At 36.2% G+C, this 16,969-nt stretch carries 10 protein-coding genes; 4 read left to right on the plus strand and 6 right to left on the minus strand.

From position 1 onward, the window contains the following. The first annotated feature begins 56 nt into the window (after positions 1–56). Entirely contained in the window at positions 57–1,547 is a 1,491-nt protein-coding gene (locus BC008_RS14860; protein WP_027843792.1) for a UDP-N-acetylmuramoyl-L-alanyl-D-glutamate--2,6-diaminopimelate ligase, read from the plus strand. 259 nt (positions 1,548–1,806) lie between these two features. Next, positions 1,807–3,285, plus strand: coding sequence for a DICT sensory domain-containing protein (locus tag BC008_RS14865; protein ID WP_027842626.1), 1,479 nt, complete (start codon positions 1,807–1,809; stop codon positions 3,283–3,285). A gap of 146 nt (positions 3,286–3,431) precedes the next feature. Here the strand turns inward: BC008_RS14865 and BC008_RS14870 are convergent, their stop codons facing one another. Further along, positions 3,432–4,970 carry a sensor histidine kinase gene (locus tag BC008_RS14870; protein ID WP_058183642.1) on the minus strand — a complete coding sequence of 513 codons (1,539 nt, stop codon included), beginning with the start codon at positions 4,968–4,970 and terminating at the stop codon, positions 3,432–3,434. A 2,325-nt stretch (positions 4,971–7,295) separates the two neighbouring features. Here BC008_RS14870 and BC008_RS14875 point away from each other — a divergent pair. After that, positions 7,296–7,874, plus strand: coding sequence for a BON domain-containing protein (locus tag BC008_RS14875; RefSeq protein ID WP_027842625.1), 579 nt, complete (start codon positions 7,296–7,298; stop codon positions 7,872–7,874). A gap of 217 nt (positions 7,875–8,091) precedes the next feature. Here the strand turns inward: BC008_RS14875 and bioF are convergent, their stop codons facing one another. The 5 genes from bioF to BC008_RS14900 all read right to left on the minus strand — a co-directional run bounded on the left by bioF (position 8,092) and on the right by BC008_RS14900 (position 13,640). Next, positions 8,092–9,306, minus strand: a complete 1,215-nt coding sequence (gene bioF / locus BC008_RS14880; RefSeq protein ID WP_036265126.1) for an 8-amino-7-oxononanoate synthase — start codon at positions 9,304–9,306, stop codon at positions 8,092–8,094. A 561-nt stretch (positions 9,307–9,867) separates the two neighbouring features. Further along, positions 9,868–10,503, minus strand: a complete 636-nt coding sequence (ruvA, locus tag BC008_RS14885; RefSeq protein ID WP_027842623.1) for a Holliday junction branch migration protein RuvA — start codon at positions 10,501–10,503, stop codon at positions 9,868–9,870. Continuing rightward, the gene (locus BC008_RS14890) at positions 10,500–11,249 is read right to left on the minus strand and encodes a sucrose-phosphate phosphatase (RefSeq protein WP_027842622.1); all 750 of its coding nucleotides are present in this window, start codon (positions 11,247–11,249) and stop codon (positions 10,500–10,502) included. Before BC008_RS14890 ends, ruvA begins: the two co-directional genes overlap by 4 nt. Before the next feature lie 470 nt (positions 11,250–11,719). After that, complete coding sequence (locus tag BC008_RS14895) at positions 11,720–13,162, minus strand: hypothetical protein (protein ID WP_027842621.1); 1,443 nt, start codon at positions 13,160–13,162, stop codon at positions 11,720–11,722. Between the two features lie 13 nt (positions 13,163–13,175). Then, positions 13,176–13,640 (minus strand): hypothetical protein, encoded by a 465-nt coding sequence (locus tag BC008_RS14900; protein WP_027842620.1) that lies wholly within the window; start codon positions 13,638–13,640, stop codon positions 13,176–13,178. 53 nt (positions 13,641–13,693) lie between these two features. On the opposite strand from BC008_RS14900, the gene BC008_RS14905 reads away from it, so the two are divergent. Beyond that, the gene (locus BC008_RS14905; RefSeq protein ID WP_036265125.1) at positions 13,694–16,915 is read left to right on the plus strand and encodes an NB-ARC domain-containing protein; all 3,222 of its coding nucleotides are present in this window, start codon (positions 13,694–13,696) and stop codon (positions 16,913–16,915) included. Positions 16,916–16,969: the final 54 nt, after the last annotated feature.

Below are 16,969 nucleotides of genomic sequence, written 5' to 3' on the forward strand. Positions count from 1 at the left end.
AAGCGACGTCGTTGACTTTGATTTCTCATCCCTTTGTTTGTGACGAGGTTGATACAATGAAACTGCGGGAATTGCTTGCGGCGATCGATGAAAATATTCAATTACCCAAACATCCAGCAATGGATGAGGAAGTTAAGGGTTTAACAACAAACTCCCACGCAACAGCTCCGGGGGATTTATTTATTGGAATGCCCGGTACGCGCGTTGATGGTGGTGATTTTTGGCAAAGTGCTTTAAAATCTGGGGCTATTGGTGCTGTTATTTCTTCCCAAGCTTTTGAGAAACATCCACCAACAGCTGCCGATTGCGTGATAAGTGGTACTGATATGCCGAAAATTTGCGCTCAAATAGCTTCTACCTTTTACGACTATCCCGGTCAAAAGCTTAAGATGGTGGGAGTTACCGGCACAAACGGTAAAACCACTACTTCTCACCTGGTTGAATATTTTTTACATCAAAGCAAATTGCCTACAGCTTTGATGGGTACCCTTTATACTCGTTGGCAGGGATTTTCCGAAACTGCGATTCACACCACTCCCTTTGCTGTTGATTTACAAAAACAGTTAGCTGCAGCCATAAATGCTGGTAACGAGTACAGTGTAATGGAAGTCAGTTCCCATGCTTTAGCCCAAGGTCGGGTATTGGGTTGTCAATTTGATGTAAGTGTGTTCACTAACCTTACTCAAGACCATTTGGACTATCACAAAGACATGGATGACTATTTTGCTGCTAAAGCATTATTATTTAGTCCTGACTATCTTAAAGGAAGAGCCATAATTAATTCTGATGATTCCTATGGGAAAAAACTAATTGAATCTTTAGAGAAAAGTCAGGTTTGGAGTTACAGCGTCAATGATTCTACTGCTGATTTGTGGATGAGTGACCTGAACTACGAGTCCAATGGGGTTAGTGGTAAACTTCATACACCCAAGGGTGAAGTAGAATTTCGTTCGCCTTTAATCGGTCAATATAATTTAGAAAACTTATTGGCTGCTATAGGTGCTGTCTTACATTTAGGATTAGATTTACAGCTAATAGCTAATGCCATTCCACAATTCCCTGGAGTTCCGGGAAGAATGGAGCGGGTACAAATTAATTCTCAACAAGATATTAGTGTAATTGTCGATTATGCCCACACTCCTGACAGTTTAGAAAATTTATTGAAAGCATCCCGTCCATTTATTCGGGGTAAAATGATTTGCGTTTTCGGTTGTGGTGGCGATCGCGATCGTACCAAGCGTCCCCAAATGGGTAAAATCGCTGCTGATTTTTCCGACAAGGCTGTTGTGACTTCAGATAATCCTCGTACTGAAGACCCAGAGAAGATTTTGGAAGATATTCTGGAAGGAATCCCAGACTCAGTTAATCCAACTGTAATTTGCGATCGCGCAACTGCGATCAAAACAGCAATTTTGAATGCAGAATCTGGAGATGGAGTCTTAATCGCCGGGAAAGGACATGAAGACTATCAAATTTTAGGTACTGAGAAAATTCATTTTGATGACCGAGAACATGCACATGATGCTTTAGTGGTACGAATGAAGTAGAGAACTTGGGGATTAGGGATTTGGTAATTGGTAATTGGTAATTGGTAATTGGTAATGAATAATATATTTTAATGCCCAGTCGCCAGTCCCCATATGACGCTGTCGCGTCACGCTTTGCTAACGCCAATCCCCAATCTCCAATCTCCAATCACCGCAATTCCCTAATTTTTTGTTAAAAATAGACACTTAAGGGTAAAAAGATAAGAGAGTATTATTTTTTGCTCTATTTTTTGTTTGTGTCAATTTTACAGCTTAAATCATGAAAGTCTCTCTAAGTCCTGAAAAATCGTTATTTCAGCTCCTTTTGGAGCAAAAGTTATACAATTCACAGTCAGTTTCGTCTCTTAGTCCGGCAAGTTTTCTATCACTGCTGAGTTCGCAAATTGACTTATTAATTGAAGAAGAAGTTAGAGCAACTTTGTGGTTTAAGTTACCTCCCGGTAAAATTTGGCATTCGGAAATTCAGCGTTATTGTTCTTGGCTGGGAAATTCTGTTAATATTTTTAACTATTATGTTAGTGATTTAACTTTAGAGAACAAAGCTTCAGGTTCAAATTCTTGGCGTTCAAAAAATAATATTACACCTTTTGAAGAGAATGGAATTCCCTTCACTAATATTGAACTCAAAAGAGAACATCAATTACAAAGAGAATATTTTCTGATTGTACAATCGCCCCGATGGTGCAGCCTAATATTGTCTCATCGACCACGAAAAAAACTTCGAAAACAAGTCGCTTCCAGAATAAAAATAAATAAAAAACATTTTTTATTAACAGTTACTAATTTCGAACCAAAAATAATCCATTCTACTTTAGAAGCAATTGAAAAAGAGACTGTTAAATCTAATTCAACAAGCACTATCGTAGATCTCAAATCAAACTCAGCTACAGATCCGACATTAATAGCTAAATTTTTTACAAAGCAATTACAGCGACAAGATGAAATTCAATATCATAGAAGTAATAAGCGTTTATTCAAAGTAAAACAACAAAATCAAAAATTAGAAAATAACTTGCAGCTTAAAGATGATTATCTGAGTAATGTTTGTCAAGAGTTACGCACTCCTCTTACACATATGAAAACAGCGCTGAGCCTTTTAAATTCTCCATCTATGAAGAATACCCAACGTCAGCGTTATCTACAAATGCTTAGCAGTCAATGCGAACGTCAAAATTCTCTTATTCACGGCGTACTCGACCTTGCTCAGATAGAACGCAATCTTGAGGAAATGACCTTAGAAGGCGTGCATTTAGCAGATATAGTTCCTGGTGTCGTCAGTACATATCAACCAATTGCCCATGAAAAAGGTATAATGCTTGCTTACACAGTATCCAATGAATTACCGTCCGTTTGGTGCGTTCGTGGAGGCTTGAAACAAATCTTAATTCATTTGATTGCTAACAGCATTAGATTTACTTCTAGTAATGGACAAGTATGGGTAAGGGGACGAGTTCACGGAAAATATGTTGAGTTGGAAGTTCGGGACACTGGAGTAGGAATTCCAGAACATGAGATTCCCAAAATATTTGAACGTTTTTACCGAGTACGTTCGGGAGCTACTGAAGATTCTACTGGCGCAGGATTAGGTTTGACAATTGTGCAGCAATTACTCTGGCGTAGTGGTGGCTTTGTTTCTGTTAAAAGTAAATTGTCTGAAGGGTCTGCTTTCACAGTAAGTTTACCAAGAGTTTTTGAGAGCGATCGCGTTTCACAAATACCAAAACGCTTATCAAAATAAAAATACGCAAGTAGTAATAACCGAACAACTGAATTATCAACTCTCAGAAGTTATCAATTGAAGTATTATTTTCACAGTCTGCTTCTGAAGTTATGATTCTCAACCCTAAAAAAGCTCAAGCAAGTAGTAAATGCAAAATTCTATCTTTATCTTTCCGCTACTTTATTGCTTACCTTATGAGCCTTTGTATTTTTATGATGCCAGTTTTTCATTTTTCCCATGTAAGCATCTGAGTTTTCAACTCCTTGCAAAGGCAGAAAAATAGTTAATACTTCTGCTTGATGTGGGCGCTGACGCACGATCAACTTACCACCAATTGCCTGAAATAGATGCTTTGTTGCTGCTAGATTCAAACTTACAACACCTGTTTCTGGCTGAAAAGTGAGTAATTCTCCAATTGCTTTACGGATCGGTGGTGTAAATAATGGTTCCGAACTATTACTATGCTTTTGCTGCTGTAGTTGCGGTAAAAGCTGAAGTTTTAATTGATTACCAGCAGGGATTACTTGGACTTGAATATGACTTCCTGCAGGTAAGCTACGCGTGAAGTTTTCCATCAAGCCAGTAAGAACTCGATCCAGCATATTTGGATTACTTACTACCGCCGGAACCTGCTGTGGTAAAAGGACATCCAAGGTTAAGTCGCGCCTATTTGCTGCTTGCTGCCAACGAGGTATACTTTGCTTCAATACCTGTTCTAGACACATGGTAGTCAGTTGAGTGTTAGCTGGCTTGTCCACAGGTAAAGTTTCCAATTCTGCAGCCCTGAACAAAAGCTCCATGCGATCTATCTGTTCTGTACATTCGCGATCGATAATTCGCAGTCGCTTAATGACATTTCCCGGTAGATCTTGTTTTTTAAGTAGTAACTGCGTGATTGTACGAATAGTAGATAGTGGGGTACGAACTTCATGAGCAAAAGCTTGTAAAAGTTCGACATCGAGACAATTAGAAGTATTATTAGAAGGCTCAACTCGATCAGCCTGTTTGTTGATTTTATGATTAGCTGTAATATAATTACCTGTTTCACTTGCCGGTACATTAGCCAACAGAAATTGACTAAATTGCATCAAAATTTGTGGGTCTAGAACTCTAGGATTATATTTTTGGACTATTTCTTCCAGTTGAGCGAAAAAATCTGGATTATTAAGGATTACCCTTGCACCAAGCGATCGCCAAGCCCGTTCGACGACTTCTGCATCGAAGGAAAATAAAAAGTTTTTTTCGCCACTACTGTCTTCAGCTAAAACCAAAATTAATCTAAATTTGTTTGTGAACACTAAACAAAATTGCTCGTTTGCCAAAGGGTCTCCCGCTAGCAAAGGTAAAATAGATTCTTGGCTCGAATTTTCCTTTTCCGATGATATTTCTTCTGAAGACAAGGCAAATGGTAAAGCAAGAGGATTGAAAGGTTTTGCACTGAAAGTAACAGCATGCAAACCTTGAATTAGTTCGGGTTGGCTAAATACAGGTGCAGGTGCAGCTAATACCAGTCCCTGAGTTTCCTCTGAATTTATTCCAGATTCTGAGCTTGTTCCAGATAATGTATTCAATAATAACTGCTCTGCTGCGGCTAGACTGACACGCCATTGGGCTTGTGCTTTTGCCGAGTCACAGGCTGCTGTTACCATTGATTGGGTATTAATTAAAATGTCCTTTAAGCTTGGCAAAATCCACTGATACAATGGTTATCACCCCTTGATTTAACTGCGCACAAAGCTTGTTTGGAACCTTGTTCCAGATTTATCGGTTCCTTACATTACGAGGTTATCGACATTTACCTGCGGATGAAAGTCGTAGAACCGAACATCATCAGGTGCAATTTCCCCTTTGGTTACCCGGTATACAAAATTCAATTATTCTTATTCTATGGCGAACCAGGCACAACCTCAATTTTTAATGTTGATTTACCAAATCCCATGTCATTAATAGTAAGCTTTGCGTTCAGAGGTCTTACTTCCAAATTTTTGCCTCCAAATTTTTGCCGCTTTGTCGCTTTGCTTAAGTAAGTGGATATAAATATTTATGTCATTGCGTTAGCGCAAGGTGTTCGTCAAAATAAACGGCAGTGTTAGCACAGCTTGTCCTACAAAACATCGCAATCTCAAAGCTTTGCGTTAGCTCCTAGCGATAGGATACCGGATCTGTAGGTAGCGAAGTTATAACCTGTGGTATCGGTGGAGCCTCTAGCTACAGCTATTGTTACGTGTCTGACAGGACATATGCTACATTACGCAGCACTCCACTAGCCCCAGCAAAGCTTTTAGCACAAGCGTGACGTGATTCATATGCAATGACAAGTATCCAATTAATCCGATTCAAGTACTTATCAAGGAAGGATCTATGTACTAATATTCTACACTTTTGGAGGCATCAACTCGATATGGTGCAAAATTTTCTAATTCTCTAATGTTTGATATCAGCCCGAGTAAAGGTAAAACAAAAATTAAATTTGTTCTTGATTTTGTTTTTTTATTTAATATTCCCTTCATATTTTTAGTTTCAAGATTTTTATTTTGAGGAATTTATTTTTAGAAAACGAGGAAAAACAAAACTCTTAAGTATTGATTATTAGTTTGCATAAGAATTTGCAATCAAATCTGAGTCTTGCCAAAATCTGTGATTGAAGCGTCTAAAGGATGAATTAGTCTTCACAATATTCAGGTGTTTGAAGTAATTTAAAATCAGATAATCAGAAAATTAGATTTTTGAAGAGTTCGGGCTTCCTGAAAGTTCATCTTGTTCGCAGCATTGATGCTAAATTGCATCATTAACGACTTACAATCAACAATATGACGACTTAAGTAATTTTAAAACCTTATATAAGTTATAAATTCCTGCAATATAGAGATAATTAAATTCGTTTTTATAATATAGATGACAGTTTTAAGAAAAAATTTATCAACACAGAATTTAAGATAGATCTTGGATTAGAATATTCTAAAAGTAGGTAACCCTTCACATCCTACTGTTGACCGAGGAAAACTGCTTTGAAGCTGAAAGCTTAATTTGCCCTGTTTATTTACATTAACAGTCTCGAATGTAACTGCAAAAATTAAATACTGACTATTGTATTTCTCTTCAAAATCATTCAAGATATTCTTATTTAAATTACTAATGTGAAAATCCCTAATATCTAAATTCAGATATTGTTAACCGTTTTTGAGAATTTTCTATATATAAATCGTAGACAGAGGATATATATAAAAGAAACAGATTATACTGCGACTCCAACATCTACATTCTAAGAATTTTTTATTTCTCGTCTTATATCTATCCTTGTATGGACACCTATATTTTTCAACTCAAAAATATTATTACTTTCGACTCATAAGTATTTCAAAACTATTTAATTTTAAGTAAAGAGCAAAATATCACAGTTATAAATTGACATTATCCTATTACTGACTTAAAAAACAAATAAAACAATAATTAAAACTACGAAAATAAACTATCAAACAATGATTTAAAATCTAAATCATTAAATTACTCTTTAATGAGTCCATATAAAAAAACGCGTGTAGAATGGTGAGAGTATATTTTCAGGCTATGCAATTTATTAGTCTTATTGGCTTTAAGTGTGAATGTCTGAAAATGCTGATAGTTTAGGTGAGCGTTCGTTATTCATTACCTCTGATTGAACTACGGATGCTGTTTTTAGCAAGATTTATCGATGAAACATATCGATATTTTTTGATGTAACTTTCATCGTCAACGTGACGTTTTTGACTTAAAACTAGACTAATATTTTATATGTTGCCAAGCTATAAAATATCTGTTTAAATGGCTCAAGCAGTAGTCATATTTTACTCACCTAATGTAAAATTGTTGCCGCCAAAGATGATTCAAGAATCTTTGTTTAAATTTGGCTAAGCATGTTTAATTATTGGTAAGTAAATTCCCTTTTAAGTCTATTCAATTTCGGTCTTAAAATTTTCCTTTAAGATTCGTTCCTAAACATCAAACGCAAAGTTAATGAATTGCTTCAAGTAGTTTACTAGGAGATAGAAATGAAAAAGTTTATTCCATTTCTGATAAGTGGTGTTTTAGCGATTGGTACTTTCGGTTGTCAGGGTCAGGAAGCCGCTCAGACAAATCCAGAGGCTTCAGATACTACAGAAGAAGCAACTCAACCTGCTGCACAAGAAGCTAGCGATACAACTGCTGAAACAGAAGCCAAGCAAGGTACAGCAGCTACTGAAGGTGAAGGTGCAGCAGATACAGCAGCTACTGAGGGTGAGGCTGCAACAGATACAGCAGCTAGTGACATTAAAATAGATCCAGCAGCTACCGACAGCGCGACAGATCCAGCTGCAGCTGAAGGTGTAACAGATCCAACCGCAGCAGGTACCGCAGAAGATGCAACTGCTGTTGATGGTGATGTCGCAACTCAAGCTAATAAAGCATTAAAAGACAAGTTACCTACCAGCAAACTGGAAGCAAAAGAAGAAGAAGCAGGTGTTGTTTCCGTTTCTGGAACCGTATCTAGCGACGCAGAACTTAAGGAGATTGAACCTACTGTTAAAAGCGTTAAAGGAGTTACAGAAGTTAAGGTAGATGCAACTGTTGAAGGTGCTCCTGCGGAGTAATGAGTACAGACAGTGCAAAAATTTGAATTCAGTTTTTATTTGCTGAATTGATAGAGCAGAACTTGTAGCAAAAATGCAAGTTCTGTTTTATTTTTTTGTGATTTTTTAAGTTTTTTTAATAGTTTTACCTCTTTGGTTTAGAAAATTTTTTACTTCCTGTTCCCTGTTTCCTTTTCAGCCAGAATATAATGTCCTAACCTTGATGCTTGGTACTACACTACAAAATATTTTTCAAGATTGTTGTTAATTTTTGAATTTGAGATAATTCGTGGGTAGCCATTACAGAAATCCGAATTCTGCTTGTGGGGACTGTTGGTGGACGAATTGCTGGAGCAAAAATTCCTTTATCTATTAATTGCTGTCCTAATTTAAGTGCTGTACTACTATTTGGTAATTGGAAACAAAGAATCGGTGAATTTGAAGGTAGTAGTTTTAGATTTGGTTGTTCTGATGTAGCTATTTGTTTTGAGCTTGTTTGTTGTGAGATTATCTGTTTAACTATTATTTCTTTTAAAAAGTTAATATTATTCCACAAATTAGTTCGTCTTTCAGGTTCTTGCTGGAGAATTTTAATTGCGGTTAAAGCTGCTGCTGTATCTGCTGGGGAAAGTCCTGTAGTGTAAATCCAACCGGGAGCACGATTGCGTAAAAAATCAATTAATAGATTACTACCCGCAACATAACCACCTAAACTACCAAGTGCTTTACTGAGGGTTCCTACTTGAATGATATTTTTACCGCTATAGCCGAAGTGTTCTACACATCCACTTCCCCTTTCACCCAACACACCTGTTGCATGGGCTTCATCAAGCAGTAGCATACAACTAAATTCTGTTGCTAATTCGAAGAGTTCTGGTAAAGGACACAAATCCCCATCCATACTAAATACGCTATCAGTAATAATCAAACAGCGCCGGTACAATTGTCTTTGTTCAACTAAATGAGTTTTTAACTCAGTAACATTGCAATGGGAATATTCAATTACATTAGCACCACTGAGTTTTGCCCCATTTTTCAAACTGGAATGATTGTATTGGTCTGATAAAATTAAATCTCGCGTCCCAACCAAAGCAGTAATTGTACCTAAATTTGCTAGATATCCGGAACTAAAAACTACTGCATCTTCTGTTTCCTTTAATGATGCGATCGCTATTTCTAAATCTCGATGTAATTTTCGATGTCCGCTGAGTAAGCGAGAACCCGTACTTCCCGTACCATATTCTTGAGTGGCTGCGATCGCCGCTGCAATTAATCGCTCATCCCCTGCAAGTCCCAAATAATCATTGCTAGCAAAATTAATTACTTCATGCCCATCTAAGATTATTTTTGCACCTGGACGCCCTGCAATAGTTTTAACTGCACGGTACCAATCAGCACGGTGAATGGTGGTCAGAGATTTTTCGAGCCAAGCGTAGGGGTCATAACAGTGCATTGTTGTGCAAATAGAACTTCATAGACTATATTCGCAAACAAAAAAGTACGTCTAAGGTAGAAATATGTAGGTTTGTACAGTAAATCAGCTATTAGCAACTACGTCTGAGAAAATTTATAAATGAAAGCCTCCTAAATTCCCCAATACTGGAGAATTTTGAAAGTTAATCCCACCACAATAGGGAAGTTAGGGGGCAAGATTATCCTTTAATCAAGCAACATTTATGTTGTTATATCAATGTTGAGTTGACACCTTTGTTTAACAATCTTGCACTTAAGAATATAAAAATGAATTACCCTTTCAAATTGCCTTTTCAAATCATCTTCTAAAGAATATATAAATATTTAAATCTGAAGTCTAAATCTAGAATATTTTAAAAACAATTCAAATAAAAATAATTCAAAAGCCCGGTAAAAAACCTTAAGTATTAAGCTAACCATAGGATTACTCATAACTTACGAACCTCTGCTCAATGGGCAGTCTACCAAAAGATTTTGTTGTGCACCCTATTCTACTCAAAACAAAGTCATAGCATTCGTTTAAAACAAACCTGGTGACACTCTACTTAATATGTTCGCTGCTAAGGTGAGCAATTGATTGTTTAATCCAATCTTCTACGTAAGCATCATCATCTAATCCAATTTCCTCGCTGACGTAGTGCAAAGCATGACTGACTTCATTGGGGGTGTAACCCAGGGCTAACAATGTCATTTGTACTTCTTCCAAAATTCCTGGTGCAGGTCCACCGGTAGCAACGAAGAAGCCAGCAGATTTGCGCCATTCAATCAATTTACTCTTCAGTTCCAAACAAATCCGTTCTGCGGTTTTTTTGCCGATTCCTGGAGTTTGGATTAATAACTGCACGTTAGCGCTAACGATCGCTTGAACCAACTCTGGTAATTCCAAAGTATCTAACATTGCGATCGCTAATGCTGCACCGATTCCACTCACACTTTGCAAATATCGAAATAAATCCCTTTCTGCTGGGGAGCTAAAACCATAGAGAAATGGAACCTCATCCCGAATTTGAAAATGGGTGAAAACCTGCACAGTTGTGCCCGATTCTGGCAATTGCTTTGCCACTCGTCCCGGAATTTGCAAATCATAACCCAAACCATTTACTTCCAGAGTCAAGAGGTAGCGATTGGCGCTACTGTTCTGGATGCCAGCCACAATACCTTTAAGATAGCTAATCATTCCAAGAAACCAAAATGTTTCAAACCTTCTAAAATACCACCTGCACACTTATTCTTCGCTAAATAGCGATATTCAGCAGGATTTTCATTGTGCCACCCGAGTAACTCCTCACGAGCGTTACCAACAATAATTCCCCGTTCGTTACCGACGGCAAATAAAGCTATGTCATTCCCCGAGTCGCCACAGGCTACAGTCCTTTCAGATCCAAATTGCCATCTTTGGCGCAGAAACTGCATTGCCTGACCTTTATCGCTGTGATGAGGAACAATGTCAAGGTCAATACCACTACTATAAATTAACTTTATATCTAAATTGGCATCTTGTAATGCTGATTCTAATTGCGGTAGCACTTTTGTCGCTGCCGTTTGTTCGATGTGAAAACTCAATTTGAAAGCACCTTGTTCCGATTGTTGTTGCATAATTAACTCAGGGAAGTCAGTGGTTATTGATGATACCAGATCTCTATCCCATCCTGGTGAAAGTTTTTCTGACCAAGCTGGATCTGGTTCATTTTTACCGTCTAGATACATTTCTGTGCCGACAGCAACAACTAATGCATCTGGATCTAAGAGGTTTTTTTCTTCTTGAAGTTCCTGGTAAAGAATTCGCGATCGCCCCGTAGCATAAACAATCTTAGTTCCCTGTTCTTGGCGATGTCGACTTAATTCCTGATTTAGTTCTACTAAAGCATTGTCGTCACCGACTAAAGTGTTATCCAAGTCGGTTACAAACATAAATTTCGCCACGTTGTTCAACCTCTTGTCTCTGCAGTTGTATAAAAAAGTAGATGCTTTGTATATTTATTATCCTTCTTTCTTTGTTAGTTATTTAACTAATTTGTGAGATGTTGTAACTTTTTTTGAAACACTGCATTACTTGATAGAGGTGGTTTTTAGCTTGATGCAATAGTTGCGAGCTATTTGAATGTATTGTTGTTGATTTGAAATTAAGGCTATTTAAATAGAAAAATAAAGATGCAAAATTATGACCTCACAGTCATGTAATTAACAGATAGGTTATGTTTCTGTTAGGTGCTAACGTCTCTCTAAATTAAGGAAATATTTGCAAATTAATTATATTTATGTTCTTTCTGATACAGAATAATTACTAAGTTTGGGTAATGTATGCGAGCCAATGCAGACATCTCTGTTTCTGCTAAGTTTATTTGGAAAAATATTTCCTTGTCTCCTTTGTAGAGGATTCAATTCTCTAAAAACTATTTTCGGATAAGTTCCCATATTTTAATTATCAACCAAGTAATAAGGGCAAATACTATCCCTATTCCTATACTAATCGTTACAGAAAGGACTGGAGCAAGCCAAGGTTCAGGAATCCAATGTGATATTATCGATCCGACGACAGGATATGTTGCTGCTTGCTCGGCATTTTTTGCTTCTGGGAATTGACCTGTAATAGAAGCAATGAAGGAACTAGTAGCCAAAAATACACCTAATATTGCAATGGTATTTTGAAAAGTGCGATCGCGTTGTGAACGTTCAATTTCTGTGATTCCACGAATAGCGTTAATTAGATCGGTCAATAGAGTTAAACCAATATTTAAGCTTTCGTGATCATTTTTTGTTTGCCCTAAATATCTGCGTTCTACGTCTTCAATAAAATCATGTAAAAATTTTAAATCACTAGGCGATTGTAAGTCGTTTAGCTTTTGCTTTATTCTTCCTAATCGCCTTTCATAGTTAAGTAAATTAATTTCAATTGTACGTCTTAGAGTAGAAAGATAATTAAGATTTACAGAGTAGTCCCAAAGAGTATTCTGAGCATTAATTAAAGTATGCCTTAGTTTATTCAAATCTAATTTACCAGACTTTTCTGCTTTAAAAGCTTTTTGGTATTCATCAATAACAACGTTATAATTTTGTAACTTTTTTTTCAAATACTGGCTTTGACCATAAGCCCAAATAATTTTACTACGGTAAGCAAACAAACGTAGCCAATCAAAGTTAAACTTAGAAGCTTCTCTGGCAGTTTTTCTATCTGGATAAATAGCAATGATAACGTAGTGATTATCTTGGATATGGTGAATATTAAGACGATCTGGTAAATTCGCTAGAATATTTAAGCGATAATGCCATAATTCAAATAACATTCCTCCCAAAAAAGAAGATTGACCACGAAAATCCGAATCCCAATTCAGATTAATTTCATTGACCTTGCAGCATTCCTTAGCAATAAATTCCGCATCATTATGGGAAAAATTCGAGAGTTGTCCCGATAGCATCCATACCTGTCCAACAGTGCTGGAAGTTTCATTTAATCGAGTTTCTATTTCTGCCTTTAGTTCTGTAAAACAACTAACAGTAATAGCTTCATTTTTAGCCTGTTGTACATTTCCAAAGGAATGCTCAACTGAAGAATCTAAAAGTAATCCATAGCAATCCCCCAAGCGTACGGGATAATACCATCCCTTCAAAGTATACTTTTGAGTACTGTTATCAAAATGTTCTCTACCTCGTTTACCCAATAATTCGATATATTCCCCTTCTATATCATCCCTTTGTTTGATTCGGGGGTGAACTTGTTCCGGAAGTTTGCGCAAAAAATATTTCTGATTAGTAATTATATCTGTATCATTGTCACCCAATCCTTCCCGCAAATCATAGAGAAATAAATCCAAGGTGGGATAAATAAGTTCGCTCATAAATTTGGTTTTATTAGGGATTTTGTTGATTTGAAAGCCAGTTTTTTATTCGTTCAATAAAGCTGAGATTCTTAACAGTTTTTTCTGGTTCCTTTCTCAATACATTAATTGTTACGTTTAAAATTTCGTCACTTTCGCGATCTGGCTCTCCTTCAAAGTGTCCAAAAGTTATGGGTTCCTTATTTCCCTGAACTAATTCGGCTTCTAGTTCTTTCTTGGTAGGCATTAATTCTGAAGGAATATTACCCTTAACTGCTTGTAATTTAACTAAAGTAGTTTGGTAATTCTTATACAAATCAGGATTTTTCTCAATTGTTACAATTAATCCTTCCTTAATAAAATCCCAGTCATCTGGATCTAAATATAGTTGTGAAGCAGTAGTTTCTAAAGCTTCTTTTTCTTCTGGAGTAAGGGGAGATTTTAATTGTTCTAAAGCTATAAGCAAAGCTAGCAAAATAATTCTAGGAGGTTCATGCATAGAATTAATTAAATACGCTATAGTTTGAAATCATACTAGTGCTTAAAACAATCATGCTGCGACAGGCTCTAGTAGTTGGCATTAACAAATATCCTTTTTTGAAGGATACACCCACAAGTGAAGCAAAGCATCTGACAACTCCTGCTACAGATGCAGAAGCGATTGCACAACTACTCGAAAATCATGGTTCCTTCAGAGTACAACGCTTACCCTCAAGCATTACTAATGGTAAATTACAAGTAGATCCCCGAAAACCAATTAATTCTGATGAACTAGTAGATGCCGTAACTAGACTGTTTATATCAGAAGATAAGCGAAGTTCAGCATTATTATTCTTTACAGGGCATGGACTGGTTAAGCAATTGGGAAGTATTAAACAGACTATTTTAGCAACTAGTGATGCTGGTTATCGCAAAAATCAGTTAAAGGGTTTATTACTTAGAGATTTATGGGAAATACTACAACGAAGTCCGGTTACTGAGCAAATTGTCTGGCTAGATTCTTGTTTTAGTGGTGGCTTGCTTGACTTCAAAGAGATTAATATTTCAGCACAAGGTTCTCAACGCGATCGTTTTTTAATTGCTGCATCTCATAGTTCTGAAGTCGCTTATCAGCAGTTGGATGGTAAGCATGGGTTGCTTTCTGGCGCTTTGCTAAAAGCACTTGACCCTTATCGAATACAAGAAGGCAATTGGATAACTGATTTGGACGTAGCAAATTTTGTTGATAAGCAATTAGAAAAATACTATACCCAGGCTAAAATTTCTCAGAAACCAGAAATTAGTAAACATGGGGGAAAAATTAACTTAATTAAAACCATAAGATATTCTGAAGAAAAAATACAAGAATCTAACTTAAATAAAAATAGTATAGAACAATTGCCAACATCATACGTAAATAAATATAACTTAAGTGAAAATACTCAAATGACACCACCAAATTATTTGAAAATATTGGAAGAAAAGAAATCTCAATTAAGTGATTTGGAGCAAAATATTGAAAATACAGGTGGGATGAGTAAGTGTTCAGAAAATCTTCTACAAAGTTATTTAGAATTGCGTCGCGAAATCTCACTTATAGAAGAAAAAGTATCATCAAATGATGCTTCTATAGCAGCAGGTAATTTATCAAAAAACAGTATTCCATCACCAATACAATTTATTGAAAGACCAGAAGAGCAACAATTTATTGAAGAAGCCTTAAAATCTCAAGAAAAATGGGTTAGGAATATAGTCATACGTGGGATGGGTGGGACAGGTAAAACTGTATTAGCTGCAGAAGCTGCTAGAAAAGTAGAAGGATTATTCAGAAAAGTTATTTGGGTATCAGCCAATGACTCTCCTATTGATTTAGCTGATTTATTGGATATTGTCTTAAGGGCGATTGATTATCGTTCAGACCAATTAACAATGAGTCAGAAACAAGAAAAAGTATCTGAACTTCTTCGTCACGATAGATATCTTTTGGTTGTCGATAGTTTTGAAAGAATTGGTGATAAACAAGTAGACAAATTTCTTGCAAATAACAATTTTTATCCAAGTAAGATTTTAATTACAACTAGACATATTTTACCAAGAGATTATTCAGTTATTAACTTAGAAGGATTCACCTTTTCTCAAACTTATCAAATGTTGAAAGAAGTTGGGAAAAATAAAGGTGTAAAACAGTATTTAGCTGAAGATGACTTGAAAAATATTCACAATATAACATCTGGATTGCCTCTCGCTCTGCAATGGATTATTGGACAACTGTCTCAAAGAATTCCTCTCGAACTTGTTCTAAGAAATTTAACAAACCGTGAGAGACAAACAGGTAGCGGAATTACCGGAAATGAATCCCAGGTAAATAATATGCTGGTGAGTATTTTTGGCAATTCTTGGAATTTACTTAATACAGAAGCCCGTCGAATTCTTATGAGCATGACTTTTTTTACTGCTCCAGCATCGGAAGAAGCAATCCAAGTAATAAGTGGTATTAAGCAAGAAAATTTTCAGTCGGCAATTGAATATTTAATTACGTTGTCATTAATACAACCAAATCGAGACCTAATGGGGGGTGAAAAACTTCGTTTTTCAATTCATCCCCTAACTCGAAGTTTTGCTGGAAATAAAATTGACGATGATACAGTCTTGAAAAGAGCAATATACAGTGAAGCAGTTAGATACTTTATTGCTCTAATGGAGAAATTAGCAAGACCTGGGTTGGGGCTCGATAAATATGAAGAGTTAGAACAAGACTTACCCAATTGTTTAGCAGCATTTTCATGGTGTCGCAATCAAAGAGAATTTACAAACACATTTAAAATAGTTGATTCTTTAAATCATTTCTTATTTGAAAGAGGATTCTGGGATACTCGTATTCAAATTTGCACTTCTGCTTCTGAATTGCAGCAAGATTTACCTAGTAAGGATTATGAAGCTGTCTGGCGTTCTGCTTTTGGAGCAGGTTGGGTCTGTTGTCGTCAGAATAATTATGAAGAAGCAAAAAAGTGGTTAGCAAAGGCTGAAGAAAATCTGGATAAAATTCCTCGAAATAATTCTTTTGTAACCCTTTATAAGGCTAAAGTTGCTCAACTACGTGCACTAATTTTCCATGGTAAGGCGATGGAACAATTCAAGCGTAATCAGAGTAACTCATTAAATAATAAAATAGAAACAATTTTTAAGAACGCCAATGATTATCATAACAAAGCTCGTAGTCTCATGAATTTGTATATTGAGAATAAAGGTACAGTATGGACTTTTGAAGAACCAGATTATTCAATTGCTTTAATTGATTCTAATCAAGGTGATTTAGCAATGGATATAGGCTATTGGAAAAATGAAATTAACGAAAAGCTTGAAAGTAGACAAAATTATGAATTTGCACAAAAACTATACTCCCAAGTATTGGAAAATGCTCAGAAAAGCCAATGGCAAAATAAGGAAGCTCTAATAACTTTTAGTGCTGCAAACTTAGGTCATGTGGAGATTTTGTTGCAAGAAAAGCCAATAGAAGAAATACGTCATAGGTTTGATGAAGCATTGAAAATAGCTGAATTTATTGGTAGAACCCATACAATTGCATGGTGCTATCGAGGTTATGGTCTTCTAGAACAACGTTCTGCTCAAAGAGAGTCTGAGATTTCTAGAACAATAAGTAAACTAAGGGAAGCTGAAAAATGGCTTAAGAAGGCGTTAGAAATTTTTGAGCGTATTGGTCGTCGAGAAAGGGTTGCAGAAACAAGAGAATCTCTTAAAGAAGTTGAAACTTCATTGCTTAGATTAATAGGCTAAAGTCAGCTACAGCTTATAAAACTTTTTATACTTGAATAAATATATAAATAGATT

It is taken from the genome of Mastigocoleus testarum BC008, from assembly GCF_001456025.1.
Taxonomy (GTDB): domain Bacteria; phylum Cyanobacteriota; class Cyanobacteriia; order Cyanobacteriales; family Nostocaceae; genus Mastigocoleus; species Mastigocoleus testarum.